Raw genomic sequence first — 25,322 nt, 5'->3', positions numbered from 1 at the left:
GGACGAACAGCTTACTTCTTCAGCTGGTCGCGCAACGCGGCGAGCTTGGCGAAGGGCGAGTCCGGATCGAAGCGGACCGGGCGTTCCTCACGCGGCTTTGGCTGGAAGGCGGGCTTTGCGCCTTGGGCGCCGCCTTTGCCGTCCTGCCGTCCAGCCTTCCAGTCGGGCCGGTTTTCGCGCCGGTCGAGGCGTTCGCCTTGCGGCTTGCCGGCGCGCTGCTCTGCCGCCTCGCCTTGCGGCTTGGGCTTGAACTTGCTGCGGTCGAAGCGTGGCTTGCCGGCGCCGTCGCGCTGATCGTGGCGCCCTTGACGGGCGGGCCGGTCGCCCGGCGTCGGTTGCCCGCCGGCATCTACCGGCGCATCGCTGCGGCCGTCCGGCGCAGCTTGACCATTGCGCGCGCGACTGTCCCGATGATTGTCCCGGGGGCGGTTGTCATGCTGGCGATGACGCGGGCGCTGGTCGAAACGACCCTGCCGCCACAACAGCACAGGTTTTGGCTCCTCGGCTTCTGGGGCAGCTTCGCCGGCGACGGCTTCCGCCGTTGCTGCAGGTTCGGCCGGCGATGCTTCCATAGTGTCGGAAACCGGCGGCTCTGCCGGTGCCGTAGCCTCAGTTTCCGCCCCAAGTTCCGTCCTTGGCTCAACCGCTGGTTCTGCAGCCGCTTCGGCGGCGGGCTGGGTCTCTTGCGTGACTTCTGCCGCAGCTTCAGGGGCTGGAGCTTGCGGCTGGTCTTCCGCGACAGGCTCTGCCGCCGCTTCGGTCACGGCTTCGGCCGCCTCCGCAACAGGAGCCGCATCCGACACAGGCTCCGAAACCTCCGCCGGCGGCTCTGCCGCGGCAGCTGCTTCCGCCATCCTCGCCTGCTCGGCTCGCGTTGCCTCTTCCGCCGCCTGCTTTGCAGCGGCCGCTTCACGCGCGGCATTGTCCTGTGCTTCGAGCCGCGCCTTGACCTCGGCCGCCGGCTTGGCATCGGCGCGATAGCCGAGCCCCTTCAGGATTTCTTCCATGTCGTCGGCGGTGGCGCCGAGGATCGACATCATCGGCGGCGTGACCATGAAGGACTGACCGTCATAGGCGCCGTCGGGGCGAGGCCCGAGGCCCGGCTTCCAGTTGGTCGCCGGCCGGATCAGGTCGGCCAGCCGTTCGAGAATATCGACGCGTACAGCACGCCGGCCAAGATTGCGGTAGCCCGCCAGCTTGTAGAAGGTCTTGTCGAAGGTTGGATCGATGACCACCGAGGTGCGGCCGGAGGCCAGTGCGTGAACGACATCGCCGAAGCCGGGCTTGTCCTTGCCGTCGTTTCTCAGCGCCCACAGCATCGTTATCAACCCGGCCGGCGCCGGCTTGATCAGCGCCGGCACGAAGACATGGTAGGCGCCGAAGCGCACGCCGAGACGGCGAAGCGCCGCGCGGCCCTCCTGGTCGAGCGACTTCATCTCGTCGGCGATGTCGCGACGGTTGATGAGGCCGAAATGCTCGACGAGCTGGAAAGCGATGCCGCGGCCGATGCCGGTGATCTGCTCGGCATTCTTGAGATCGACCAGCGGCTTCAGCAGGGATTCGATCTGGAAATTGACGAAGCGCTCGGCGCGCGCCGCAACCTTGTCGCGGGCCGGGCCGGTGAGTTGCTCGTCGGCGAGCAGAACGAGACGCGGCTTCAAAGCTTCTTCGCCAGCGACCAGCGTGCCGATCGGCGCGCCGATCCAGCGCAGCGTGCCATCCGAACCCAGCGCGATGTCGCCATTGGCCGAGGCGCCGAAGCGTTCGGCACGCGCCTCGAACTCGGCGGCAAGCGCCTTCTGCGCCGCCGCCCGCACCGCCTTGGCGTCCTCGCCGCCGGCGCTCTGGTCGGCGGTGAAGCGGAAACCCTGCAACTCGCCGACGTGATGGCCTTCGACGAGGACGGTTCCGGTTGGGCTGATTTCGGCTTCAGGCATCGTGTTTTCTCTAAGGCGCCGCATGAGGACGGAAGTCCTGCGGTCTACAAAACGTTTCGTCAACCGCTCATGCAGCGCATCCGACAATCTGTCTTCGATTTCGCGCGTCTTTTCCTGCCAGTGTGCCCGATCGGCCAGCCAGCCGGGCCGGTTGGAAACGAAGGTCCATGTGCGGATCTGGGCAATCCTGTGCGATAGCGTGTCGATATCGCCTTCAGTGGTGTCGGCCCGGCGCACCTGCTCGGCCATGTAGTTCTCGTCGACATGGCCGTGCCTGGCAAGGTCCATGTAGATGGAGGCGATCAAGTCGGCGTGCTGGGCCGGCGCGATCTTCCTGTAGTCGGGCAGCGCGCAGGCTTCCCACAGCAGCGCCACCCGCCTGGCGTCGGTGGTGAGTGCCCGGATGTCCTCGTCGCGCGACAGATGCTCGAGCGCCTGCGCGTCCACGGCCGGCAGTGCGCGCGTCAGGCCTTCGACCGGGGCGTTGGTCTCGATCGAGCGCTTCAGCGCATCGAGGTTGGCGAAATCGAAATGCGCGGTACGCCACTGCAGCACTTTCACCGGATCGAAATCATGCGCCTCGATCTTCTTGACCAATTCCTCATCCAGCGGATCGACCTGGCCGGTGACGCCGAAGGTGCCGTCGCGCAGATGCCGGCCGGCACGGCCGGCAATCTGGCCGAGCTCGGCCGCGGTCAGGTTGCGGTACTGGTAGCCGTCGAATTTGCGATTCTGGGCGAAGGCGACGTGGTCGAGGTCGAGGTTGAGGCCCATGCCGATGGCATCGGTGGCGACGAGGTAGTCGACATCGCCCGACTGGAACAGCGCCACCTGGGCGTTGCGGGTGCGCGGGCTGAGCGCGCCGAGCACGACGGCGGCACCGCCCTGCTGGCGGCGGATCAGCTCGGCGATGGCATAGACCTCGTCGGCCGAGAAGGCGACGATCGCGGTGCGCCGCGGCAGGCGGGTCAGCTTCTTCGAGCCGGCATAGGCAAGATGCGACAGCCGTGGCCGGGTCACCACCGACACGCCCCGCAGCAGGCGCTGCAGAATGCCGTGCATGGTGGCCGCACCCAGCAGCAGCGTCTCCTGGCGGCCGCGCAGATGCAGGATGCGATCGGTGAAGATGTGGCCGCGTTCGAGATCGCCAGCGAGCTGGACCTCGTCGATGGCAACGAAGGCGGCGTCGGTCTCGCGCGGCATCGCTTCCACCGTGCAGACCGAGTATTTCGCGCCCGCCGGCTGGATCTTTTCCTCGCCGGTGATGAGCGCAACCTTATGGGCGCCGACCTTCTCGCAGACGCGCGTATAGACCTCGCGGGCAAGCAGCCTGAGCGGTAGGCCGATGACGCCGCTCTCATGCGCCACCATGCGTTCGATGGCGAGATGGGTCTTGCCGGTATTGGTCGGGCCGAGCACGGCCGTCACGTCTCGACCCGACAGGATCAGCGGTTCAGTGTGTTTCGGATGGATGTTCATCGGCCTGGAAATAAGGCTCTCTGCCTCGCATTGTCGGGAGCGCGCCCATATTGGCCGCGTATGACAGGCGACACATAGGGATTTCGGGCGCGAAGCGAAAGCGGAATGTGCCGAGGGCAGGCTGATTGGTCGGTTCGAAGCCAGAAATCTGTTCCCGATTAACAGTTGGAACGAGTCTGGAACGAATCAGCGACGAATCACTGACTCGCGCTGATTCAGGTTTTGTTCACGGCTACATCTGGGATTTCTGCCGGCGAGTCTCACCACATGCTGAATCACAGAAACTGGCCCGATTCATGCAGGCGGCATTCAAACGAGCACCACCGTTAACCTTTGCCGGTGAATGATCGTGGCCGGCCAATCTGCTTCGCCCAACATTATGAAATTATTGATGTTTCCTAATGCGCTTTAATCATTTCGAGGGTGTTTTCGGCTCTCGCCGTTAACGTTCCGCTCAAAGCCGGAACGAATCGGCGACGAATCAGCGATAGGCAAAGTTTCTTGGTTTGTTCACCGCAACATGTTGTGTTGTGAACAGCTTTTCCACCGAGAATCCACAGGCTGCCGGGCAGTTTTTGCACAGGCTGCGCAGCGGCCGTTAACCTTTGCGTGCCGGATTGGGGCAGCGTGCTGAATCGAGATCTTGCAACGGGAAGACCGCTATAGAAACGGGCCGTTTTGCAGGCCCGTTCGTCCAAGCGCGTATCTATCTCAACGTAAAGATAAACGGTCAGGCGATGTACTGCCCGCCATTGGCTGATATGGTCGAGCCGGTGATGAACCCGGCATCGTCGGAAGCGAGGAAGACGACGCAGCGCGCGATCTCCTCCGGCTCGCCGAGACGGCCGACCGGGATCTGCGGAAGGACACGCTCGTTGAGCACCTTCTCGTCCATCGCTTTGACCATCTCGGTGGCGATGTAGCCGGGGCAGATGACGTTGACGGTGATGCCGGCGCGCGCGCCTTCCTGGGCCAACGCCTTGGTGAAGCCGATATCGCCGGCCTTCGAGGCCGAATAATTGACCTGGCCGACCTGCCCTTTCTGGCCATTGATCGAGGAGATGGTGATGACGCGGCCGAATTTGCGGTCGCGCATGCCGCCCCACAACGGATGCGTCATGTTGAAGACGCCGGAAAGGTTGGTGTCGAGGACCTCTTTCCATTGCTCGCGCGTCATCTTGTGGAACATCGCGTCGCGCGTGATGCCTGCATTGTTGACCAGCACCGATACGGGACCGAGATCGGCCTCTACCTGTTTGATGCCGGCAGCGCAGGCCTCGTAGTCGGCGACCGACCATTTGTAGACCGGGATGCCGGTCGCTGCCTTGAACTTTGCTGCCGCTTCCTCATTGCCGGCGTAGTTTGCGGCAACCGAATAGCCGGCGCTTTTCAAGGCGACCGATATCGCCGCGCCGATGCCGCGCGACCCGCCTGTGACGATTGCAACCTTTGTCATGTGTCCTCCCGGGAAATGCAGATGACTGAGCGTTGAAGCGGTAGGGTTTGCCCTCTATTCCCTACTCGCTTTGCGCCAGTATCCTATTCGTATCGCTTATCTCATCACAATGCTTCCACGCACATGGCAACGCCCATGCCGCCGCCGATGCACAGCGTGGCAAGACCTTTCTTGGCACTTCTGCGACGCATTTCGTAGACCAGCGTGTTGAAGATGCGGGCGCCCGAGGCGCCGACCGGATGGCCGATGGCGATGGCCCCGCCATTGACGTTGACGATGGACGGGTCCCAGCCCATGTCCTTGTTGACGGCGCAGGCCTGCGCGGCGAAGGCCTCGTTGGCTTCGACCAGATCGAGGTCGCCGACCGACCAGCCGGCCTTGGCCAGCGCCTTGCGCGAGGAGGGGATCGGTCCCGTCCCCATGATCTGCGGGTCAACGCCGGCGGTCGCCCAGGAAACGATACGCACCAGCGGCGTGATGCCGCGCCTTGCGGCTTCCGCTTCGGTCATCAGCACCACGGCGGCGGCGCCGTCATTGATGCCGGAAGCATTGGCTGCTGTCACCGTGCCGTCTTTGTCGAAGGCGGGCTTGAGCTTGGTCATGGCGTCGATCGTCGCGCCATGGCGGATGTACTCGTCCTGGTCGACTATCGTGTCGCCCTTCCTGCCCTTGACTGTGAAGGCAACGATCTCGTCGTTGAATTTTCCGCCTTTCTGCGCAGCCTCGGCCTTGTTCTGGGAAGCCAGTGCGAACTGGTCCTGGTCGTCGCGGGTGATTTGGAACTGGCGGGCGACGTTCTCCGCCGTGTTGCCCATATGATAACCATAGAAGGCATCGGTCAGGCCGTCCTTGATCATGGTGTCGATCAGCTTGAAATCGCCCATCTTGACGCCACCGCGCAGATGCTGCGCATGCGGAGCCATCGACATCGATTCCTGGCCGCCGGCAACGATGATTTTTGCATCGCCCTGGGCGATCTGCTGCATGCCGAGCGCGATGGCGCGCAGGCCGGAGCCGCAGAGCTGGTTCAGGCCCCAGGAGGTCGCCTCCTGCGGCACGCCGGCGGCCATGGCCGCCTGCCGCGCCGGGTTCTGCCCTTGAGCCGCGGTCAGGATCTGGCCGAGAATGACCTCGTCCACCTCCTTGCCGTCGACGCCGGCGCGGGCAAGCGCTTCCCTGACGGCGACGGCACCCAGTTCATGAGCTGGCGTGTTGGCGAAGGCGCCGTTGAAGGAGCCGACAGGCGTGCGCGCCGCACTGGCGACAACGATGGCGTTGGAAGCGGACATGTTCTTCTCCAGACTTTCGGGGAGCGATTTCGGGTGCCGTCGGGGACTTTTCTTGCCCTTTCCACAACCCGAGTCAAACCCGAAATGGGCATGGCGTTCCTCCGCGGCAAGCAGGCCGCGCGTCGCTGCGATGACGGCCCATCCGTGCTGCGCAGCATAAAATGTTCCCGCACTGCACAAACAGCTTGGATTCATGACGCTTTTGCGCATATCCTTTAACAAGGCGCAATCGTTACCGGCGGCTTACTTAAGCTGGCCGGTGTCCGGGGAGGATGCAGATGGCCGCGAAAGACGAACCTATTGTTATCAAGAAATATGCCAATCGCCGTCTCTACAATACGGGCACCAGCACCTATGTGACGCTCGAGGATCTCGCAGAAATGGTCAAAAAAGGCGAGGACTTTACTGTCCAGGACGCCAAGACCGGCGACGACATCACGCATCCGGTGCTGACCCAGATCATCTTCGAGCTGGAGAACAAGGACGGGCAGAACATGCTGCCGATCCCGTTCCTGCGTCAGCTCATCGCCTACTACGGCGACCAGATGCAGATGATCGTGCCAAGCTTTCTCGAACAGTCGATGCTGGCCTTCTCGAAGGAGCAGGAACGCTTTCGCGAGCAGATGAAAGATGCCCTCGGCAAGTCGCCGATGGACATGATGAAGATCGCGACGCCGATCAAGGTGCTGGAGGAGCAGACTCGGCGTAACATGGAAATGTTCCAGAACGCCATGCGGCTGTTCACGCCGTTCCCGCCTGCGGGGTCTGCGCCGGCAGCAGCACCGGCCGAACAGGCCAGGAAAGAAACACCGGAAAAACCGGACGACCTTCAGGAGCTGAAGGAGCAGATCGCCGCGATGCAGCGCAAGCTCGACACGATGTCGTGACTGCCGGCCGGCGAAGCGCCGGCCCAAAATTTCCCTCAGCAGGCCTGTGTCAGAAAACATCTTCGCCTCGAAGGTGAAGATGTCATCCACGCTCTATTTTGTGGCACGCTCTATTTCGTGGCATGCCCTATTTCGTGGTCACCGTCACCAGAGCGGTAACAGGTTTGCCGTCTACTAGAATGGGCCGGTGATGATCATCGGCAAGAAGCACGCCGATCACGTGTCTGCCGGCGGCATCCGGGCAATGGCCGAAACGGGCCTTGATAAGATCACCGCCAAAGTCGCTGTTCATGCTGTTGTACGGCTTGCCGGGGATGTTGCAGGTGTCTCCGTTGGGATCGATCTTCATATGCACGTGGCCGCATTGCTTGATTTCCCCGCACTCACCCGCAGTGAGCAGCCTGAAGTTGCTCCTGACGACAACGCCTATCGCCTTCTCAGGAGAATTGCCCAGTTCGACAACTGAACCTGCCGTCGGCCAGACGACTTCCAGGGTGGGCCGATCCTCGGCCTCGGCAGATACGAGCGACAATAAGGAGAAAGCGAGGGCAGTCGTTGCGGTGATGCGAAACATGGTAACCTCCGTTGCAATGTAAACATTGATTACATACGCAGCGCTCGAACACAAGGGAAATAATCAGTGATTACATTCCGCTCTCGTGCTATTTGACTGAGATGACCAAGACAACTGATTCCGACGAAGCCGGAGATGCCAAGCGATACCATCACGGCAATCTCGTCGAGGCCTTGATCACGGCAACCGTGGAGATCATCGAGGAGCGGGGAGCCGAGCATGTGTCCGTACGCGAGGCCGCAAAACGTGCCGGCGTTTCGCCCGGCGCGCCATTCCGGCATTTTCGATCGAAAACAGCGCTGCTCACCGCGGTCGCCGAACAGGCCATGGATCGGCTGACAAAGGCCGTTGCCAAGGCGCGGTCGAAAATCGACAGCGCAGATCCCATTGAGGCCTTCGAAGCAATCGGACAAGGCTATCTGGAATGGGCAATTAGCAACCCCACGCATTTCCAGATCATCAGTTCCCGAACCCTGATTGATTTTGAAGGGTCGGACAGCCTTCGTGATCAGAATGAGGCTATTCGGCGGACGATGATCGACTTGCTGACGCAAGCGCAACAACAGGGTCGGCTTGCTCCCGGCACCGACTTTGATCATCTTGTGCTTGCCGCGCGTGCACTCGTTTATGGGTTGGCACGCATGGCGATCGATGGTCATTTCCGGGAATGGCATCCGTCCGAGCCGCCAGCCCTGGCCGCGCAGCGGGCTCTCCGACTTTTCAAGAGCCGGATGACCATTCCATCTAAAGCTTAATCCGCCAGCACCCAAAAAAGGGCCCGCGATTGCGTCGCCAGCTAATGGAACTCCGGCAGCGGTCCCTGGTAGCGGGCGCGTGGTCTGATCAGGCCGCTGCTTGTCACCTGCTCCACGGCATGCGCGGCCCAGCCGATGCTGCGGCCGAGCGCAAACAAGCGAAACGGCGCATCGGACGGCAAACGGAGGCTGCGCGTCAGCGCGGCCAAGGCGAAATCGACGTTCGGGCGCATGCCCGTTGCCGCAAAGGCCGCATCGCAAAGCCGTAACAGCCCATCATCGACATCGATCGCGGCCAGCAACGGTTCCGCACGCGGATCGCCGTCGGGATAAAGCGGATGGCCAAATCCGGGCAGTGGCCTGTCGTGACCGAGCCAGCGTCCGACAGCCGCATCCGGCCCCAATCTCTGCGCATCCTCCGCCAGCATCATGACCGCCTCCGCGGCGCCGCCATGGCGCGGACCGGAGAGCGTGGCGAGGCCAGCAAGCAGGCAGGCCGAAACAGGTGCACCGGTGGACGCGGCGACCCGCGCGGCGAAGGTCGATGCGTTCAGTTCGTGATCGGCCAACAGCACCAGCGAGCGGCGGATCAAGTCTGCGCCGGCTGCATCGAGGGACCAGCCCTGCGCCAGTCGTTCGTGCACGGCACCGATTCCGCGAACCGCGCCGAGCGCCTGGGCCAGAGCGGCGATGGCGCCGGCCGCATCGTGGTTGAGCGAAGCCGCCCTGCGGCCGAGCGAAGGCCGGCCCTTGGCCGCCAACGCGGCCAATTCCGCGAAGGCAGCCGGCCGGCCAGTTGCGCCGTTGCCATGGCGGCTCGCCGACACGAACGACACTGGTGCGTCAGATGCCCAAAGCAGGTTTGCCGTCTGCTCCAGCGTGGCAGTCTCGCAGAGTGCAACCGCATCCTGGCCACGATAGACGAGGCGGCCGTGCAAAACGGTCGAGATCGTGGTGGCGATCGCCGGCTCACCCCAGGCAATTGCACTTTCGGCGATTGCCTGGGGATTTCGGCCGCGCGCCCGGCGGCTCGCCAGCGCCGCGATGTCGTCGGCGCGATACTGGCTGCGGCGTGGGTCGGCCCGATCCGGCCGCATGCCGATGCGTCCGCGGCTGACATAGGCATAGAGCGTCTGGGCGCGCACCTTGAGGCGCTCCAGGGCTTCGTCCCGCGTCAGCCACTCAGTCATGTAAACCTGGAACGTTGATTCGGTTGATCAAGATTGATGGTCCAGCCGCCAACCCTTATCTACGACCCGGAAAGGGTCAAGGAGAAAACCAATGGCGAATGGGCTCGATGATGTGGTGGCGGCAGAAACGGTGCTCTCCGATGTCGACGGTCTTGGCGGCCGCCTGACCATCCGGGGCCATTCGTTGCCGGAACTGGCAGGCCGCTGGAAATACGCCGACGTGGTTCGGCTGCTGTTCGACGGCTCTTTCGACGATCTTCCCGGCGAAAAGGAGCTGGCGAAAGCGATCGGCCGGGCGCGCAGTGAAGTGTTCGAGCGGATCGAACCCTTGCTGCCGTTTCTCGCATCCCTCGATATTTACAGCGCGATGCGCGCCGGCATTGCCCTACTGCCGGACGGCGACAAATTGCCGGACGCGCTCAGGCTGGTTGCGGCACCTGCCGTGCTGACGCCGGCCTTGCTGCGCTTGCAGCGCGGCGAAAGCCCAATTGCGCCTGATCGCAAGGCCGATCATGCCGCCGACATGCTGCGGATGCTGACCGGCATGGCGGCCTCGCCGAAGTTGGCGAAAGCGCTCGATACCTATCTTGTGACGGTTTGCGACCATGGCCTCAACGCATCGACCTTCGCCACGCGCGTGGTCGCCTCGACGCAGGCGGGGCTTACTTCGGCGGTGCTGGCCGGACTCGGAGCGCTCAAGGGGCCGCTGCATGGCGGCGCGCCAGGTCCGGTGATCGAGATGCTGGATGCGATAGAGGCGCATGGCGACGCCGCCATCTGGCTGCGCGACGAGATCGCGCGCGGCCGCCGCATCATGGGCTTCGGGCATCGCATCTACCGTGTGCGCGATCCGCGTGCCGACGTGCTGAAAGCGGTGGTGCGGCAACTCGGCGCCGAGGGCGAAGCCGGCCACCGGCTGGCGTTTGCCGAAAGCGTGGAGCAAGCGGCGCTTGAAGTGCTTCGCATCGCCAAGCCGTCGCGCTCGCTCCAGACCAATGTCGAGTTCTTCACAGCACTTCTGCTGGAGGCCGCGGGCTTTCCGAAAGAGGCGTTCACCAATGTCTTTGCTGCCGGGCGCGTCGCCGGCTGGATCGCCCACGCCCGCGAGCAGCAGACGAGCGGACGGCTGATCCGGCCGCAGTCGCGCTATATCGGGCCGGTGCCGGACCTCGTCGCCTAAGGATTTTCCCCCGCATGCTTTGCGGAAACCGGCCCCGCTACAGCCGGTGCCAGACACTCTCTCGTCAAGGTGAGAGAGGTCCTCATGACAAAAATTTCATGTCATTGCTCCACACATCCGCTGTTCTTGGGTGGCAGAGAGCCTATATGCTGCAGTGCAGCATGGTTCCGCGGGAGCCCGCCTCGAAAGGAATAAGCCGCCTTGACCGCCAGAAAAACCGCCATCGTCACCGGTTCCACCTCGGGCATCGGCCTGGCCATTGCCCACGCGCTCGCGGCCGAAGGCTGCAACATCGTCGTCAATTCCTTTTCCGACACCGCCGACGACCACGCCATCGCCGACGCAATTGCGAAACACCACAAGGTCCAGACCGCCTATGTCAAGGCTGACATGTCGAAGCCGGCCGAGTGCCGGGCTCTGGTCATGAAGGCAGCCGAGACATTCGGCTCGGTCGACATCCTGGTCAACAATGCCGGCATCCAGCATGTCGCGCCGGTGGAAAGCTTCCCGATCGAGAAGTGGGATGCGATCATCGCCATCAACCTGTCATCGGCCTTCCACACCATCGCCGCCGCCATCCCGTTGATGAAACAGGCCGGTGGCGGCCGGATCGTCAACGTCGCCTCGGCCCATGGGCTGGTGGCCTCGCCGTTCAAGTCGGCCTATGTCTCGGCCAAGCACGGCATTATGGGCCTGACCAAGACGGTCGCCCTGGAACTGGCGCGCGACAAGATCACCTGCAATGCCATTTGTCCCGGCTATGTGCTGACGCCGCTGGTCGAGGCGCAGATCCCCGACCAGATGAAGGCCAACAAGATGGACCGCGAGACTGTGGTCCGCGAGGTCATGCTCGAAAAGCAGCCGACCAAGGAGTTCGTCACCGTTGAGCAGGTTGCGGCGGCGGCAGTGTTCCTGTGCTCGGATGCGGCAGCGCAGATCAACGGCACGCACATCTCTGTCGATGGCGGCTGGACCGCTCAGTGAGCCGTCCAGCGGTCAAGGGTCACGCCATGCCGAAAAACGGCAAGGCGGAGGAGCCAAAGAAGATCAACATCGCGCTGCAAGGCGGGGGTTCGCACGGGGCGTTTTCCTGGGGCGTGCTCGATCGGCTGCTCGAGGACGGGCGCCTCGATATAACGGCGGTTTCGGGCACCAGCGCCGGCGCCATGAATGCCGTCGCGCTGGCCGACGGCTTTGTCCGCGGCGGCGTCGAGGGCGCGCGGCGGAAGCTCGATGATTTCTGGCGTGCGGTGGCGGCAAAGGGCCGCTTCAGCCCAGTGCAGCGCATGCCTTGGGACGTCGCCTGGGGCAATTGGTCGATCGAGAACACGCCCGGCTATTTCCTGTTCGACACGATGTCGCGGGTATTTTCGCCCTATGTCGCAAATCCGCTCGCCATCAATCCGCTGCGCGACGTGGTCGAACGTGAGATCGATTTCGACAATGTGCGCGCCTGCAAGTCGATGGAACTGTTCATTTCCGCGACCAATGTCGAGACCGGCCAGTTGCGTGTCTTCTCGGACGGCGAGATCGACCTCGACACGGTGATGGCGTCGGCCTGCTTGCCGCAATTGTTCCGTGCCGTCGAGATCAAGGGCGTGCCCTATTGGGATGGCGGTTATGGCGGCAACCCGGCACTGTTCCCGTTCTTCAAGACAGCGGCCACCGAGGACGTGCTTTTGGTGCAGATCAATCCGGTGGTCCGCGAGGGGACGCCGAAGAGCGCCAATGAGATCCAGAACCGCATCGACGAGATCACCTTCAATGCCGGGCTGTTGCGCGAATTCCGCTCGATCGCCTTCGTCAAGGAACTGATCGCCGCCGGCCGATTGCCGCACGGCGAATATCGCGACATCCGCATGCACCGCATCGATGCCGACGAGGCGTTCAAGGATCTATCGGCATCGTCCAAGGTCAATGCCGAATGGGCGTTCCTTGCCTATCTGCGCGACCTCGGCCGCACCGCAGCCAGTGACTGGCTGGAAGAAAATTACGACGCCGTCGGCAAGCGGCCGACGATCGATCTGTCCGGCGAGCTCGACGACGGCTTGAAGCCGGTGCGCGGGCCGGCGCCGGGCCGGCGGGTCAAGGAGTTTCTTGCGGCGCGCAAGCAGCCCGAGGCCGCCCGCCGTCCGGCCTAGAACGATTCATCCTTTCGGAAACGCCGAACCGCTCTATCTTTTTTGGCGCAATTCCGGACGGAAAACCGTTTCACACTTTTTCTGGAATTGTTCTGGCTCCCCCGCAAAGCAGATGACATCGCAATCTGTCCAATCATCCTGACACTTGCTGCCATACCGCTGTTTTGGCGATCAACAGCCGATGCTGCAGCCGCATCTTTGCGGACAAAGCAACAATCCATCAACTTTTCTGACTATATTGCGACGCAACTTTAAGGTAGAAGCGCGCTTCGCCGATCACGGCAATTTGAATACGGCCTCGCGCGCACCCATATCGGCGACGCGCCCCAAGTAGAAGATGCGGCCTGGCCGAACCCCGCGCACTGGAAAAAATGACGATGCCGAAATTCAGGTTTCACAAGCTTGCAGCCATTGTTGTGCTCATCGGGTTCGCCGGCTGGATGGCGACAGGCGAATTCTCGTCCGTCGGCAGCGCGTCCGCCGACAACAAGCCCAAGGCAGGAGAGGTCGAGCAGCCCAAGGCCGCCGACTCAGGCAAGCCCCAAACTGGCGAACAGGGGGCTGCCAAGCCGGGGACTGCCGAGGCAGAACAGCCCAAAGCGGCCTTGCGGACGGTCGCGATCATAACCCCGCCGCGGCGCATCTATGCGCGCGCTATCCGCATTTCCGGACTGACCGAAGCCGACAAGCGCGCGGTCCTGGCGACACGCGTCGCCGGCGTCATCGACAAGCTGCCGGTCAAGCAGGGTCAGCACGTCAAGACCGGCGACCTGATCCTGATGCTTGCCGCCGAGGAAAAAATCTCGGCGGTCGACAACGCCAAGCAGCTTGTCGTGCAACGTGAGGCCGAGCTGGCTGCGGCCCTGCGGTTGATGAAAACCGGCAATCTGCCGACGCTGCAGCTCGATACGGCCCGCTCCAACCTGTCGCTGGCCAAGTCGCAACTGGACGCCGCGCAAGCCGAACTCGACCGCAACGAGGTGAAGGCGCCCTTCGACGGTGTCATCGACCGGGTGCCGGTGGAGCTTGGCAGTTCCGTCATGCAGGGCGGCGAGGTGGCGACCATTCTGAAGCTCGATCCGGTGATCGCCCGCGGCGAAGTCAGCGAACGCGATCTCGGCTATCTGAAGATCGGTGACGAAGCCAACGTGCGCCTGGTCAGTGGCCAGATCGTCAAGGGTACGGTGCGCTACATCAGCCGGGATGCATCTTCGGCAACCCGTACCTTCCGGGTTGAAGTCGCTATCCCCAATGCTGATGGGTCCGTACCGGCCGGCATGACGGCAGAAATTGCGCTCAGCGCCCAGCCGACCGACGCCGTGATGCTGCCGCGATCGGTGGTGACGCTCGGCGACAAGGGCGACCTCGGCATCCGCGCCGTCGACAAGGATGACAAGGTCGTGTTCTTCCCGATCGACCTGGTCGACGACACGCCGACCGGCCTGGTGCTCGGCGGCATTCCGGCCGACGCCCGCATCATCGTCGCTGGCCAGGAGCTGGTGAAGGAAGGCGAAGTGGTCAAGCCGGTCGAGGCCGACCAGGCGACCATTCAAAAGCTGTTGGGCGAAGCGACGACCGGGACGCAGTAATCATGGACATCGTCAAACTTGCAATCAGCAATGCCCGGCTGACCATTGCGGTCCTGGTCTTTCTCATCCTTGCCGGTGCGGTCGCCTACCAGTCGACGCCGAAGGAAGCGGAACCCGACGTTCCGATTCCGATGATGTATGTCAGCCTGATCTACCAGGGAATCTCGCCGGAAGACTCCGAACGCCTCCTGCTGCGGCCGATGGAAGCCAAGCTGAAGAGCCTGAAGGGCCTCAAGGAGATGCGCTCGGCCGCCTTCCAGGGCGGCGGTTATGTGCTGGTCGAATTCCAACCACAGACGGATCTCGCCACCGCGCTGCAGGACACGCGCAGCAAGGTGCAGGACGGCAAGGCCGACCTGCCGCAAGCGGCTGAGGAGCCCGTGGTCTCCGAGGTCAACATCTCCGAGTTCCCCGTCCTGGTCGTGACGCTGTCGGGCGAGGTGCCCGAGCGCGTGCTGACGGCGGCGGCGCGCGAGTTGCGCGACCGCATCGAGGAAGTGCCTGGCGTGCTCGAGGGCTCATTGCAGGGTGCGCGCGACGACCTCGTCGAAGTGGTCATCGATCCGATGAAACTTTCGTCCTACGGGCTGCAGCTCGACCAGTTGATCGGTGCGGTCGGCGCTTCCAACAGTCTTGTCGCCGCCGGCAACATCGAAGGATCCGAGGGCAAATACGCAGTCAAGGTGCCCTCGCTTATCGAGACACCAGAAGATGTGGCGGCGCTTCCGGTCGTCGCCGGCCCCAACGCGGTGGTGCAGGCCAAGGATATCGCCACCATCCGCTCGACCTTCAAGGACGCCGAGACGGTTACCCGCCTGGACGGCAAGCCGGCGATTGCCATCGAGGTGAAGAAGCGCATCGGCTCCAACCTGATCGATACGATTGGCAAGGTCAGGGAGGTGTCCGACGCCTTCATCAAGACGATGCCGGAGGGCATGCACGTCACCTACACGCAAGACAAGTCCGTCTTCGTGAACCAGTTGCTCGGCGACCTTCAGAACCACGTGATGATCGCCGTCATCCTGGTGTTCATCGTCATTCTCTACGCGCTGTCTGGCCGTGCCTCGCTACTGATCGGATTGGCCATCCCCTCATCCTTCCTGATCGGCATCCTGTTGCTGGCGATGATGGGCTACACGATCAACATGATCGTGCTGTTCAGCCTCATCCTGGCGGTCGGCATGCTGGTCGACGATGCCATCATCGTCACCGAATTCGCCGAGCGACGCATGAGCGAGGGCATGCCGAAGGAACAGGCGTTCGCGCTTGCGGCCAAGCGCATGGCCGGCCCGGTCATCGCCGCGACGATGACGCGCATTGCCGCCTTCTCGCCGCTGTTGTTCTGGCCGGGCATCATCGGCGATTTCATGAAATACATGCCGATCACGTTGATCGTGACGCTCTCGGCCTCGATGCTCTATGCGCTGGTCTTCGCGCCGACGCTGGGCGCCATATTTGCCAAGGCGCCGGCTCATCACCCCGACGACAATCGCGACGGCTGGTACATGGCCGTGGTCAAGCAGGCGGTGCATTATCCCATCACCGTGCTTGTCCTTACCGTCGCGCTGTTGTTTGGCGTGGGCTACGCCTATTCGAAATTCGGCGCCGGCGTCGAATTCTTCCCGAATGTCGAGCCTGACTACGGCCTGCTCTATGTCCACGCCCGCGGCAATCTTTCGCTTGCCGAAATGGACGCGGCCACCAAGACGGCGGAAAATCGGCTGCTCGGCTGGCCGGGCGTGAAGTCTGTCTATACCCGTGTCGGCAAGACGCAGGGCGGCGGCCAGGACGTTCCGGAAGACGTGGTCGGCGTGATCCAGTACGAATTCGTCGACTGGCGCGAGCGCAAATCGGCGAACTCAATCCTGGACGAGTTGCGCGGCGTGATGGCCGGCATTCCCGGTGTCGACGTCGAGGTTCGCGTGCCGGAAGCCGGCCCGCCTACCGGCAAGCCGATCCAGATCAGGCTTTCGGCCGTCGATCCGAAGGGTCTTGACGATAAGGCCCGCGCCGTCGCCGCGCGCATTGCCAAGGTGCCCGGCGTCATCGATATTTCCGATGGCCTGGCGCCGCCCGGGGTCGATTGGGCGCTCGAGGTCGATCGCGCCAAGGCGGCGCAGTACGGCATCAGCCCGACCGCGGTCGGAACGGTGGTGCAACTGGTGACCAACGGGCTGAAGCTCAGCGAGTACCGCCCCGCCGGCGCCGACGATGCAGTCGACATCAGACTGCGCCTGCCCGAGGATCGGCGCACGCTGTCGACGCTCGACGAACTCAGGGTTCAGACCGCGCAAGGCTCGGTGCCGATCTCGAACTTCGTCGTACGCAAGCCGGAGCCGACGGTCGGTATCCTCAATCGCATCGACGGCGCGCGAACGGTGGTCGTCCAGGCCAACGTCGCTGCCGGCGCCCAGGTGGCTGCCGTCCAGCAGGAGGTCACCAAAGCTGTCGCCGACATGAACCTCGGCAGCGGCATTCGCTGGAAGCTTGCCGGTTCCAATGAGGACAGCGCGGAGGCCGGGGCCTTCCTCAGCAAAGCCTTCGGTGCCGCGATCTTCCTGATCTTCATCGTGCTTCTGGCGCAGTTCAACAAGTTCACCAGCGTCTGGCTGGTGCTGTCCTGCGTGGTCATGGCGACGATCGGCGTGTTCCTAGGGCTGCTGCTGACGGGAGAGGCATTCGGCATCGTCATGTCGGGCATCGGTGTCATCGCGCTGGCCGGCGTGGTGGTGAACAACAACATCGTGCTGATCGACACCTACGACCGGTTGCGCGAAGAGGGCTGGGACAAATACGAAGCCGTTCTGCAGACCTGCCGCGAACGTGCCCGCCCGGTGGTGCTGACGGCAGTGTCGGCGATCCTCGGCGTGCTGCCGATCGCTTTCGGCCTCGGCCTCGAAATCTTCCATCACGAGACGACGATCAACGCGCCGTCGACGCAATGGTGGATTTCGCTGTCGTCGGCGATCGTCTTCGGCCTGTCCTTCGCCACCGTGCTGACGCTGGTGGTGACGCCGTCAATGCTGATGGTGTTCACCCGCGCCAAGGTAAAACCCGGTGCGCGTCGGGGCTGGTTCAGTCGCCTGTTGGGGCGCGGCAAGGCCGAGATCTCGTCGGAAGGCCTGGAGGCCGATCTGGGCGCCGAACCGGCGATCGCCTTCCCGAAGGCCGCCGAATAGAGGCTGAATCGCCGTTCTGATCAAGCAAAGGCCGCCCGGGAACAATGGGCGGCCTTCTGCATTGTTCCGTCATTGCAACCTCAAAGCGAGGATTTTCTGATGACGATAAGCACCATTCTCATCATTATCCTTATTCTTATCCTGATCGGCGCGGTTCCGGCGTGGCCGCATTCGCGGTCCTGGGGTTACGGACCATCCGGCATCGTCGGCGTCATCCTGATCGTTGTCCTGGTGCTGCTGTTGATGGGCCGGATCTGACCGCAATCATTGGTCCCCGACAAGCGGCGGATGACCGTCAGGCCATCCGCCTTTTTTCAGATTGCTTCTGCGCTGCCTTCACCGTGGCGATACCGATGTCTTCAAGCGCTTCCGACACTGCATTTTCCAGCGGCGTGTGGGGGATCGCACCGATAATGCCTTCAAGCCTGCCTGAAACCAGCCGGTGCGGCTCGAAGCGGAGATAGGACATCGAAACGATCTCGCGCCACATCGCCACAAATGGGCTGCCGGCACGCAGCACCCACCACGGCATCGACGTCAGTTTCAACGTGCGCCCGAGCGCCTTCTCAGCGGCCGCCTTGATCTCCAGATCGGTCACCGCATGGCCGGGAAAGTTCAGCGCCTCGTAGGAGCCGAGCTTGTCGAGATTGTCGGCCAGTCCGACGAAAGCCTTGGCCAGGTCGGGCAGATAGGCCCATTCATGCACGAGATCGACCGGCCCTGGGGCGGTATAGACGCCCTTGGTCATCTTGGCGGCAACGACCAGATCGAACCACGATCCGCTGCCGGTGCCGCCGAAGAAGTCACCGGCGCGCAGCAGGATGGTGCGCACCCGACCCGCGTCGGCCTCGCGGCGAAACAGGTCTTCCATGGCAACGCGGATGCGGCCCTTTTCCGTCGTCGGACGAAACGGCGTGTCCTCGGCGATCACCGCCGGCATCGGCGAGCCGTAATTGTAGACGGTGCCCGGGAAGAGATGCAGTGCGCCATTCGCCCGGCAGGCAGCCATCACATTCTCGGCCATCGGCAGGCATTTGCTCCAGTCGGTGTAGAGCGGGTTGAGGCCGTTGAAAATGATATCGACGCCTTCGGTCGCGCGGATCAGCGCAGCACGGTCGAGCGCGTCGCCGGCGATCGCCGTGGCGCCTTTGAGCTCCGCCGGCACCTTGCCGCTGCGGGTGACAGCGCGGACGTGGTAGCCAGCATCGATGAAGGCCTTGGCCACCGCGCGGCCGAGCCGGCCATTGGCGCCGAGAATTGCGATCTTGGTCATTGTTCGTCTCCGTGTTTGCGTTACGACGCCAATGTGATCTCTTCGCTAACGAATGGAAATTGACTAAAGCTGGCGATCTGATATTCAATTTTGAATGGATATCGACTGGAACCTGATCAAGAGTTTCGTCACGGTGGCGGAGACCGGGAGCCTGTCGGCCGCCGCGCGAAAGCTTGCCGCAAGCCAGCCGACACTCGGCCGCCACATCGCCGAGCTGGAGCAGGCGCTCGGCGTCACCTTGTTCCGGCGCGGGCGGCGCGGCTATGCGCTCACGGAAGCGGGCAGCACGCTTTTTGAACGGGGCCGCGCGGTGAGCGAGCAGGCGAGCGCATTTTCGCTGCTGGCCCTGGGATCGGTCGAAGCGATCGAGGGCACGGTGCGCATTGCCGCCAGCGAGGTGGTGGCGGCCTATGTGCTACCCGAGATGACGGCGCGGCTCGCCGTCGAGGAACCCGGCATCGAGGTTGAGATCGTCGCTTCGAACCAGGTCGAGAATCTGCTGCGTCGCGACGCCGACATTGCCATCCGCATGGTCAAGCCGGCGCAGAATGAACTGGTCGCGCGCAAGGTGACCGACATTCCGCTCCGCGCCTGCGCGGCAAAATCCTATCTCGACCGGCGTGGCCGTCCGCGCGAGGCCCGCGATCTTGCCGAGCACGATCTGGTCGGCTTTGACCGGAGCGATGAAATCATTCGCGGCTTTGCCCAATTCGGGGTTCCGCTCAACCGCAATGCCTTCCGCTTCAGGACCGACAACCACATAGTTTTGTGGGAGGCACTGCGGGCGGGAAACGGCATCGGCTTTGGCCAGGAGCCGCTGGCAGATCGCGATGCGCTGCTGGAGACAGTGCTGCCGGGGCTCCCGCTGCCGACGCTGCCGGTGTGGCTGGCCATGCACCGCGACGTGCGTACCAGCGTCCGCATCCGCCGCGTCGCGGATTTCCTCTACGAACAGTTCAAGCGCTATTCAGCCGGTGCAGGCTCGGCAGCAAATTCGGCGCGATGAGCGAGCCCGGCCATCAACAGCACGACTATCAGCAACCCGGACAGAGCGACGAAGATCGGGCCGAAGCTCGAGTGTTCGGCGATGAAGCCGATCGCCGAAGGCGCCACCAGGATGCCTGAGTAACCCATTGTGGTGACGACGCTCATGCCGGTGCCGGGCGCCATGCCCTCCTGGTTGCCGCCGGCCGAAAAGATGATCGGCACCATATTGGCAATACCCAGGCCGCAAAAGGCAAAGGCGGCAATGGCCAGCCACGGCGAGGGAGCCAGCCCGGCCACCAGCATGCCGGCTGCAGCGGCAAGCGCCGACGCGCGCAGCGTCGTAACGGCACCGAAACGGTTGCGGACGCCATCGCCGAGAAAGCGCATGACGGCCATGACGCCGGAAAAGGCGGCATAGGCCAGGCCTGCGATAGCAAGATCGGCGCCGAGCTCCTGCCTGAGATACAGCGCTGCCCAGTCGAGCACCGCGCCTTCGGAGATCATCGTCAGCAGCGCCATCAGCCCGACCAGATAGACAAGCGGGTTTGCCGGCAGGGCGAATTTGTGATGCTCGGCGACCGGATGCTTGTCCTCGGCGATCAGGTAGCGGATCGCTACCGCGATGACAGCAAAGGCAAGCGCCGTCACCATCGTCGCATGCGCGAGATGACCATAGTTCTGGATGGCGAAACCGCCCAAAGCGCCGCCTGCGAAACCGCCAAGGCTCCAGAAACCGTGCGAGGACGACATGATGGCGCGGGACAGCCGCCGTTCCACCGCCACCGCATTGGCATTCATGGCGACGTCCATGCCGCCGATCGAACCGCCGAAGATGAACATGGCGATGGCCGCCAGGGGCACATTGGGGGCCAGAGCCACCATCAAAAGACCGAAGCTGCCGGCAAGTCCGAACCAGCGCAGCACGGTGCGCGAGCCATGCTTCGAGATCAGATGGCCGCACCAGGTCATGGCGGTGACGGCGCCGGCGCCGAACAACAGGATCAGCAGGCCGAGCGTGAATTTGCTGATGTCCAGCCGGGTCAGGAACACCGGGATCTGCGGCGCCCAGCTGCCGGTCAGGAAGCCGTTGGCGAGGAAGATGCCGGCCACGGCCCAGCGTCCACGAATCGCGATTTGCGTGATTTTCTGCGCGTCCATCGGGTAGAATCCGGTCCGGAAATGGCTTTGCGCGGCAAATTAGATCGATTCAATTCACAGTCAAGCGCTCTTCGCCGAAAGTGCTTGGACCAGACGGCGCCACAAGGCGCCGGTGGACGCTACGTCCTCTCGTGTCGGCCAACCACCTCGGTGGTCCACTCCAAAATCTCTACGGCTCGGGATAAGGCGCGCCATCTTTGTGCACAAACCGGCCGTCGGCGTTGGTGCTCATCATGTCGATGTCGGAGCAGGTGGTTACGTCGGCGGGCCAACGCGAACCAACTTCGAGATAGATCGCAACTGCGCCCGATTTGTTGATCATGTGATGGCCGTTGCCGGAGCCTTTCGGAAAGGCCGCGCAATCACCCGCGCGCAGCACCGTCTCGCCGGCATCTTCGACGAGCGTCAGCTCGCCTTCGAGCACGTAGACGAACTCGTCTTCGTGCGAATGCCAGTGGCGCTGGCTCGACCAGTTGCCCGGCGGCAGGCGCATGAGATTGATGCCGAAGTCGGTGAGCCCGCCGGCGTTGCCCAGCCGCTGCCGCACGCGTTCGGCACAGGGTGCATCGAACGGAGGTGGATAGGATGAGCCCTTGCGTCCGGGTACGTCGGCGACGTCGATCTTAGGCACGGCAGTCCTCCCATTTGGGGCGAAAACCATTCGTGAAGGTCGTTCAGTGCGATGGATTGTGACCCTGGAACGGTTCATCGTTTCACGGAAACGCCGAACCGTTCCATCCTTTTGTCTTGACGCAATTCCGGACGGAAAACCGTTCACACTTTTCCTGGAATTGCTCTAGTGGTCCCTGGGGCGTCTTGCCTCGAACTCGGCCTTCTTTGCATCGGAGGCCTCGATCTGGTTCAGTGCCTGCCACTCGGCATAGGCCATGCCGTAGATGATCTCGCGCGACTGGTCCTTGCTGAGTTCGACACCCTCGGCTTGCGCCGCATCGCGGTACCAGTTGGACAGGCAGTTGCGGCAGAAGCCGGCGAGGTTCATCAGGTCGATGTTCTGCACGTCGGAACGCTCGCGCAGATGCGCGACCAGCCGGCGGAAGGCAGCGGCTTCGAAATCGCGCTTTTGTACGTCGCTGAGTTCGGTCATGGCTTGTTGGCCTCCTTGGCCTCCATCATGCCGGCCCGGTGCGCGAGCCGAATATTTTCACTGCATGTATATCGGCACGTCGATCTATCGCGTCAACGATCGGCGCCAGCCGTTCGGCCCAGGCGAGCGCACCCTTCCGGTCGGCGATCAGGTCCTGGCGGATCTCGATAAGCGCATGGGCAAAGCCGTTGACGATAGCGTGCCTGAACATGGTATCGCCGCGCAGTGCGCCGTCATAGGGTTCGTTGTCGCCGACGACGAGGCTCTTGTCCTCGGCGAGCATGTCGATCAGCGGCCGCGCAACGCGATCGTCGAGATCCCATAATATGCCGACATGCCACGGCCGCACGAAGCCCTGCATGGTCGGTGTGAAGGAATGCACCGAAAAAATGAAGGGCGCCTGCGCCGACGCTTGCGCCACCGAGGCGATCATGGCGCCGACGGCGTCATGATAGGGGCGGTAAAAGCGATCCAGCCGTCTTTCGCGTTCCTCCGGCGCCATGGGATAATTTCCCGGGATGACGGTGCCGTCATAGAGCTGGCGAATCAGCGTTGGATCGTCCTCGCCGCGATTGGGGTCGATCAGCAGTCGCGAAAAATTGGCAAGCACCGCCGGAACGCCGAGCAGACTTGCGAGTTCGCGGGTTACAGTCTCGACGCCGATGTCGTAGGCGATGTGGCGGTCGAACTCCGCCGCGGGCAGGCCGAGGCTGCCATACTCCTCCGGCAGGTCGCGGCGGGCGTGATCGGCCAAAAGCACCATGCCGCGCTTGCGATCGCCTTCGACGATGTCGAAAGGCGCGAAAACTGTGGATCGGGTCATTGGCGGGAAAGGTCTGTTCGCTGGCTTCCGGGGAGGGTGGTATCGTCATTCCACGAAGAGAACGCTCGCGCAATGCCGTTGTTTGGCCACGGTTTCTGCCAAAAAACTGAGCAGGGGCGACCGTAAGCGCGCCAGAGCCTTCTAAATCGATTGGATTGGACAGATCGGCGCGTTGACATGCGTACGGACTTTTCCGAAAAGGGGCGTTGAGAGATGCAAATGTGGTTCTTGAGGGGTTTCGGGATGGGTTTCGCCGGCAGGCTGCGCGTGCGCCACGCCTTGGCCATGCCCCTCCTGGTACCGGCCATGGGCCTTTTCGCGGTGATTTCGGCCTCGCCGGCACGGGCCGATTTCCGGGTCTGCAACGCCACGCAGAACCTGGTCGGTGTCGGCATCGGCTATCGCGCCAAAGCTGGCTGGATCACCGAAGGCTGGTGGCACATCGAAGGGTCGAGCTGCAAGACGCTGATCGAGGGACCGTTGTCATCAAGGTTTTACTATCTTTATGCAGAAGACGCCGAGCGCGGCGGACGCTGGGATGGCCCGATCAACATGTGCGTGGCCGAAAAAGAGTTCAAGATCGCCGGCGTTACCGATTGCGTCGCCCGGGGCTTTCAGCGCGCCGGATTCCAGGAATATGACACGGGCGAGCAGGCAAGCTGGATGGTCCAGCTGACTGACGAGCCCGCAACGGATGGCGCTCCAGCCGCCCCGGGAACAAACAGTCAATGAGACGCAGCCGCAAGGTCAAGATCCTCGCCACCATCGGTCCGGCCTCCTCGTCCGAGGAGATGCTGAAGAAGCTGTTCGAAGCCGGCGCCGACGTGTTCCGCATCAATATGAGCCATACCGATCATGAATTGATGCGGACGCTCGTCGGCCGCATTCGTGCCGTCGAGGAGGCGGTCGGCCGGCCAATCGGCGTTCTCGCCGACCTGCAAGGGCCAAAGCTGCGCGTCGGCAAATTCGCCAACGGCAAAGAGGTGCTGACCGTCGGCCAGACCTTCACGCTCGACGACAATCCCGAGCCCGGCAATTCGACGAGGGTCTACCTGCCGCATCCCGAAATCCTGCGTTCGGTCGAGGCCGGTCATCGCCTGCTGATCGACGACGGCAAGCTCGAGCTCAAGGCGGTCAGCAGCAACGGCAAGGCGATCGTCTGCACCGTCGTGGCCGGCACGACCATTTCCGACAAGAAGGGCGTCAGCCTGCCCGACACCGATCTTCCGGTCGGCGCGCTGACAGAAAAGGACCGCCGGGATCTCGACGCGGTTCTGGCGACCGGCGTCGACTGGGTGGCGCTGTCCTTCGTGCAGCGGCCCGAGGACTTGGCCGAGGCACGCAAGATCGCACGCGGCCGGGCGCTGATCATGGCCAAGATCGAAAAGCCGCAGGCCGTCGCCCGGCTGGCCGAGATCATTGAACTTTCGGATGCGCTGATGGTTGCCCGCGGCGATCTCGGCGTCGAGATGCCGCTCGAAGCCGTGCCTGGCATCCAGAAGCAGATCACTCGCGCCGCGCGCCGTGCCGGCAAGCCGGTGGTGGTCGCCACGCAGATGCTGGAATCGATGATCACCGCGCCGGTGCCGACACGCGCCGAGGTGTCGGACGTTTCGATCGCCGTGTTTGAAGGCGCCGACGCGATCATGCTTTCGGCGGAGTCCGCCGCCGGCGCCTATCCGGTCGAGGCGGTGGCGATGATGAACCGGATCGCCACCAAGGTCGAAACCGACCCGACCTATGCCGGCATCATCAACGCGCAGCGCTCGGAACCGGAAGCGACCGGAGCCGACGCCATCTCGCTCGCCGCCCGCGAAATAGCCGAGACGCTGAAGCTGTCGGCGATCATCACCTATACCGCGTCCGGCACAACCGGCTTGCGCGCCGCGCGCGAGCGGCCGCAAGTGCCGATCGTGGCGCTGTCGCCGATCCTCAACACGGCGCGGCGGCTGTCGCTGCTGTGGGGCACGCATTGCGTCGTTTCTCCCGATGCCATCGACCTCGACGACATGGTCGATCGCGCCTGCCGCATCGCTTTGGACGAAGGCTTCGGCAAGCCCGGCGACCGCGTCATCATCACGGCCGGCGTGCCGCTGAGGACGCCGGGCTCGACCAACATGCTGCGCATCGCCTATGTCGGATCGGAAGTCGGCCGCTAATGTCGGCTGCGGCTGCCGGATGGGCCGGCTGCATGGCGCGTCGTAAACGCGGCGCCAGCCCGGCGCATCGACCGCAGTCGGGTTAGGATCGACGCCGAACTCCGCCAGCTTGCATCAGCCTGTGGCCGGCCGTGAAGCGGTTCGAAGGCCCTATCCGACTT

General features: G+C 63.3%; 22 protein-coding genes. 11 read left to right on the top strand and 11 right to left on the bottom strand.

The genetic code is table 11. The features are described 5' to 3' along the window. Window positions 1–11: 11 nt before the first annotated feature. The 4 genes from NKH91_RS07045 to NKH91_RS07030 form a co-directional block, all read right to left on the bottom strand. Entirely contained in the window at window positions 12–3,416 is a 3,405-nt protein-coding gene (locus NKH91_RS07045) for a helicase-related protein (protein WP_352847137.1), read from the bottom strand. Window positions 3,417–3,814: 398 nt separating this feature from the next. Next, window positions 3,815–4,114 (bottom strand): hypothetical protein, encoded by a 300-nt coding sequence (locus NKH91_RS07040; protein WP_352480898.1) that lies wholly within the window; start codon window positions 4,112–4,114, stop codon window positions 3,815–3,817. 32 nt (window positions 4,115–4,146) lie between these two features. Next, window positions 4,147–4,872 (bottom strand): acetoacetyl-CoA reductase, encoded by a 726-nt coding sequence (gene phbB, locus NKH91_RS07035; protein ID WP_023721015.1) that lies wholly within the window; start codon window positions 4,870–4,872, stop codon window positions 4,147–4,149. 104 nt (window positions 4,873–4,976) lie between these two features. Next, a complete protein-coding gene (locus NKH91_RS07030; RefSeq protein ID WP_352480897.1) occupies window positions 4,977–6,161 on the bottom strand; it encodes an acetyl-CoA C-acetyltransferase in 1,185 nt (394 codons plus the stop codon). Between the two features lie 278 nt (window positions 6,162–6,439). Between NKH91_RS07030 and phaR the strand changes: the two genes are divergently transcribed. After that, window positions 6,440–7,048, top strand: a complete 609-nt coding sequence (gene phaR, locus NKH91_RS07025) for a polyhydroxyalkanoate synthesis repressor PhaR (protein ID WP_023721013.1) — start codon at window positions 6,440–6,442, stop codon at window positions 7,046–7,048. A gap of 127 nt (window positions 7,049–7,175) precedes the next feature. Here the strand turns inward: phaR and NKH91_RS07020 are convergent, their stop codons facing one another. Continuing rightward, a complete protein-coding gene (locus NKH91_RS07020; RefSeq protein WP_023721012.1) occupies window positions 7,176–7,622 on the bottom strand; it encodes a hypothetical protein in 447 nt (148 codons plus the stop codon). A 101-nt stretch (window positions 7,623–7,723) separates the two neighbouring features. Between NKH91_RS07020 and NKH91_RS07015 the strand changes: the two genes are divergently transcribed. After that, window positions 7,724–8,377: a TetR/AcrR family transcriptional regulator gene (locus NKH91_RS07015; protein ID WP_352847139.1), complete on the top strand. Its 654-nt coding sequence runs from the start codon at window positions 7,724–7,726 to the stop codon at window positions 8,375–8,377. A 41-nt stretch (window positions 8,378–8,418) separates the two neighbouring features. On the opposite strand, the gene NKH91_RS07010 is transcribed toward NKH91_RS07015, so the two are convergent. Next, the gene (locus NKH91_RS07010; RefSeq protein WP_023721010.1) at window positions 8,419–9,567 is read right to left on the bottom strand and encodes a citrate synthase; all 1,149 of its coding nucleotides are present in this window, start codon (window positions 9,565–9,567) and stop codon (window positions 8,419–8,421) included. 91 nt (window positions 9,568–9,658) lie between these two features. On the opposite strand from NKH91_RS07010, the gene NKH91_RS07005 reads away from it, so the two are divergent. From NKH91_RS07005 to NKH91_RS06980, 6 genes are all read left to right on the top strand, one after another. Next, window positions 9,659–10,747 carry a citrate synthase/methylcitrate synthase gene (locus NKH91_RS07005; protein ID WP_352788768.1) on the top strand — a complete coding sequence of 363 codons (1,089 nt, stop codon included), beginning with the start codon at window positions 9,659–9,661 and terminating at the stop codon, window positions 10,745–10,747. Window positions 10,748–10,948: 201 nt separating this feature from the next. Continuing rightward, entirely contained in the window at window positions 10,949–11,731 is a 783-nt protein-coding gene (locus tag NKH91_RS07000) for a 3-hydroxybutyrate dehydrogenase (protein ID WP_023721008.1), read from the top strand. A 26-nt stretch (window positions 11,732–11,757) separates the two neighbouring features. Next, window positions 11,758–12,888, top strand: coding sequence for a patatin-like phospholipase family protein (locus NKH91_RS06995; protein ID WP_023721007.1), 1,131 nt, complete (start codon window positions 11,758–11,760; stop codon window positions 12,886–12,888). Between the two features lie 377 nt (window positions 12,889–13,265). Continuing rightward, window positions 13,266–14,477 carry an efflux RND transporter periplasmic adaptor subunit gene (locus tag NKH91_RS06990; RefSeq protein WP_352847142.1) on the top strand — a complete coding sequence of 404 codons (1,212 nt, stop codon included), beginning with the start codon at window positions 13,266–13,268 and terminating at the stop codon, window positions 14,475–14,477. Window positions 14,478–14,479: 2 nt separating this feature from the next. Then, window positions 14,480–17,656 carry an efflux RND transporter permease subunit gene (locus tag NKH91_RS06985; protein WP_352847144.1) on the top strand — a complete coding sequence of 1,059 codons (3,177 nt, stop codon included), beginning with the start codon at window positions 14,480–14,482 and terminating at the stop codon, window positions 17,654–17,656. A 99-nt stretch (window positions 17,657–17,755) separates the two neighbouring features. Next, a complete protein-coding gene (locus NKH91_RS06980; protein WP_023678456.1) occupies window positions 17,756–17,914 on the top strand; it encodes a DUF3309 family protein in 159 nt (52 codons plus the stop codon). Window positions 17,915–17,951: 37 nt separating this feature from the next. On the opposite strand, the gene NKH91_RS06975 is transcribed toward NKH91_RS06980, so the two are convergent. Continuing rightward, complete coding sequence (locus NKH91_RS06975) at window positions 17,952–18,929, bottom strand: SDR family oxidoreductase (protein WP_352847146.1); 978 nt, start codon at window positions 18,927–18,929, stop codon at window positions 17,952–17,954. A 94-nt stretch (window positions 18,930–19,023) separates the two neighbouring features. On the opposite strand from NKH91_RS06975, the gene NKH91_RS06970 reads away from it, so the two are divergent. Further along, window positions 19,024–19,935, top strand: coding sequence for a LysR family transcriptional regulator (locus NKH91_RS06970; protein WP_352847149.1), 912 nt, complete (start codon window positions 19,024–19,026; stop codon window positions 19,933–19,935). Here NKH91_RS06970 and NKH91_RS06965 read toward each other — a convergent pair. The 4 genes from NKH91_RS06965 to NKH91_RS06950 all read right to left on the bottom strand — a co-directional run bounded on the left by NKH91_RS06965 (window position 19,893) and on the right by NKH91_RS06950 (window position 23,002). Continuing rightward, window positions 19,893–21,074 carry an MFS transporter gene (locus NKH91_RS06965; protein ID WP_352494176.1) on the bottom strand — a complete coding sequence of 394 codons (1,182 nt, stop codon included), beginning with the start codon at window positions 21,072–21,074 and terminating at the stop codon, window positions 19,893–19,895. The two genes, NKH91_RS06970 and NKH91_RS06965, sit on opposite strands and share 43 nt — an antisense overlap. A 169-nt stretch (window positions 21,075–21,243) precedes the next feature. After that, the gene (locus tag NKH91_RS06960; protein ID WP_352480892.1) at window positions 21,244–21,705 is read right to left on the bottom strand and encodes a cupin domain-containing protein; all 462 of its coding nucleotides are present in this window, start codon (window positions 21,703–21,705) and stop codon (window positions 21,244–21,246) included. Window positions 21,706–21,870: 165 nt separating this feature from the next. Then, window positions 21,871–22,179, bottom strand: coding sequence for a DUF1244 domain-containing protein (locus NKH91_RS06955; RefSeq protein WP_023721000.1), 309 nt, complete (start codon window positions 22,177–22,179; stop codon window positions 21,871–21,873). Window positions 22,180–22,204: 25 nt separating this feature from the next. After that, a complete protein-coding gene (locus NKH91_RS06950; protein ID WP_023720999.1) occupies window positions 22,205–23,002 on the bottom strand; it encodes an N-formylglutamate amidohydrolase in 798 nt (265 codons plus the stop codon). Between the two features lie 285 nt (window positions 23,003–23,287). Here NKH91_RS06950 and NKH91_RS06945 point away from each other — a divergent pair, with 285 nt between their 5' ends. Together NKH91_RS06945 and pyk are read left to right on the top strand one after the other, a co-directional pair. Then, window positions 23,288–23,734 carry a DUF1036 domain-containing protein gene (locus NKH91_RS06945; protein WP_502894514.1) on the top strand — a complete coding sequence of 149 codons (447 nt, stop codon included), beginning with the start codon at window positions 23,288–23,290 and terminating at the stop codon, window positions 23,732–23,734. Further along, a complete protein-coding gene (gene pyk, locus NKH91_RS06940; RefSeq protein WP_352847151.1) occupies window positions 23,731–25,161 on the top strand; it encodes a pyruvate kinase in 1,431 nt (476 codons plus the stop codon). Before NKH91_RS06945 ends, pyk begins: the two co-directional genes overlap by 4 nt. Window positions 25,162–25,322 lie beyond the last annotated feature (161 nt).

This window comes from Mesorhizobium sp. M0894 (genome assembly GCF_040319725.1).
GTDB lineage: Bacteria > Pseudomonadota > Alphaproteobacteria > Rhizobiales > Rhizobiaceae > Mesorhizobium.
The sequence above is the reverse complement of the archived record's forward strand: the minus strand, read 5'-3'. Positions and strand labels throughout refer to the sequence as shown.